The sequence below is a fragment of the Amycolatopsis sp. NPDC006125 genome (genome assembly GCF_040614195.1).
GTDB lineage: Bacteria > Actinomycetota > Actinomycetes > Mycobacteriales > Pseudonocardiaceae > Amycolatopsis_E > Amycolatopsis_E tucumanensis.
The window spans coordinates 1-1,468 of the sequence record NZ_JBEXTZ010000223.1 but is presented as its reverse complement, the minus strand read 5'-3'; the positions used below and the strand labels follow the sequence as shown (position 1 = coordinate 1,468).

At 76.6% G+C, this 1,468-nt stretch carries 1 protein-coding gene; it reads left to right on the top strand.

What is annotated here, in order from left to right; all coding sequences use genetic code 11:
• Positions 1-1,468, top strand: a 1,468-nt coding sequence (locus ABZ193_RS43580) for a CocE/NonD family hydrolase C-terminal non-catalytic domain-containing protein (protein WP_354714691.1), incomplete at both ends; no start/stop codon positions are given.

Below are 1,468 nucleotides of genomic sequence, written 5' to 3'. Positions count from 1 at the left end.
CTCGGCGATCCGTCTGAAGCCGTGGACCGGCTAGACCCCGGCCTGCTCCGTGAGCCGAGCCCGCAGCCGGAGGACCGCGCGGGTGTGCAGCTGGCCGGACGGGACAAGCGGGTCGACGCGATCACGCCGGTGATCACCTACAACGACCTGGCCCAGGGCCTCACGCCGAACGCGGCCGCGGCGGCGGCGCCCGCGGCGGGCACCCCGGCGGCGGGCGCGTTCTCCCCGGACGGGGTGTTCAAGAGGTCGTGGGCCGGGCTGCTCTTCTCCGCCGGGACCTCGCCCTCGGGCGCGGGCGGGCTGGGCGCGGAGGCGCCGGAGCCGGGCCAGGAGACCAACGACGACACCCAGACCGCCGGGACCACGGGCGGGGGCGGCTCGGCCGCCGCCGCGCCGCTCCCCCAGCAGGCGCCGCAGCAGCTCGGCGGGGCGACGTGCGGCCGGTTCACCGCCGAGATCTGCCGCGCCTACGCCGACCTGGCCACGACCGGCAAGGTGAGCCCGCAGGTCGCGGCCCTGCTGCAGCGCCTGTCCCCCGCCGCGGTCACCGGGAACATCACCGCGCCGACCCTGCTGGTGCAGGGCGAGGCCGACACGCTGTTCGGGCTCGACCAGTCCGACGCCACCGCGCGGCAGATCACCGCGGCGGGCGGGACGGTGCAGCAGGTCTGGTACACCGGCGGGCACGACGGCGGCCGCCCGGGCCCGCAGCTGCGCGCGAAGCTCGGCGACTGGCTGTGGTTCCAGCTCACCGGCGAGGGCGGCAACCCGTTCAGCGGGTTCTCCTACGACGTGCAGGGCTCGCTGCGCGCGTCGGGCTCGCCGTCGGTGCGCACCGTCGACGCCGGCGAGTACCCCGCGCAGACCCAGCGGCGGACGCTGCAGCTCGACGGCGACGAGCAGACGATCGTCAACCCGCCCGGCGGCACGCCCGCCGCGGTCAGCGGGATCCCCGGCCTGAACGCGCTGGTCAGCGGATCGTCGCGGCTGTCGGGACTGTTCAGCCTCGACCCGCCCGGCCAGTCCGCGCGGTTCACCACCGCGCCCGTCGACTCGCAGCTGCTGATCACCGGCTCGTCGACCGTCCGGCTGCGGGTGTCCGGCACCGGCGAGGCGGTGCTGTTCGTCAAGCTCTACGACCTCAACCCGGACGGCAGCCGCACGCTGCCGGCGAACCAGATCGCCCCGGTCCGGGTGGCGATCCCGTCGTCCGGCACCGCCGAGGTGACCGTGACGCTGCCCGGGGTGGTGCGGCCGGTCGAGGCCGGGCACGCCCTGCAACTCGTGGTCACGACGACCGACCAGGCGTACGCGACCCCGGTGACCCCGGCCGCGTACCGGGTCTCGCTCGCCGACCCGGCCATCGCGGTGCCGGTCGTGCCGGGCAACGCCGTCGGCGGCGGGTGGCCGGTCGGCACGCTCGTCGGCATCGCCGTCACGCTCGCGCTCGCCGCGGCGGTCGCCGCGC